Annotated in this window: 1 protein-coding gene; it reads left to right on the forward strand. The window is 65.5% G+C overall.

The window, feature by feature from the left end:
- The first annotated feature begins 1 nt into the window (after window position 1).
- On the forward strand, window positions 2–361 hold the full coding sequence (gene gcvH, locus SOP85_RS31275) for a glycine cleavage system protein GcvH (RefSeq protein ID WP_323629445.1): 360 nt from the start codon (window positions 2–4) through the stop codon (window positions 359–361).
- Window positions 362–388 lie beyond the last annotated feature (27 nt).

Below are 388 nucleotides of genomic sequence, written 5' to 3' on the forward strand. Positions count from 1 at the left end.
TCTGAAGTACACCGAACACGACGAGTGGATCCGCGTTGAAGCCGACGGCACGCTGACCATCGGCATTACCGACTTCGCGCAGGAACAGCTCGGCGACATCGTCTTCCTGGAGCTGCCGGAAGCCGGCCGCGCCGTCGCCAAGGACGAAGCGATTGCCGTGGTGGAGTCTGTCAAGGCCGCTTCCGACATCTTCGCCCCGGTGGCCGGCGAGATCGTCGCCAACAACGCAGATGCGGCGGGCGCGCCGGAATCCGTGAACGCAGGCGCCTACGACGCTTGGCTGTTCAAGATCAAGCCGGCCAACGCCGACGACGTGAACGCCCTGATGTCGGCTGCTGATTACGAAGCCAAGATCGGCTAAGCCGGTCCTCCGGCCGGTGCGCGCGCC

Source organism: Pseudomonas sp. YuFO20, from assembly GCF_035064975.1.
In the GTDB taxonomy this organism is placed as follows: Bacteria; Pseudomonadota; Gammaproteobacteria; order Pseudomonadales; family Pseudomonadaceae; genus Aquipseudomonas; species Aquipseudomonas putida_AE.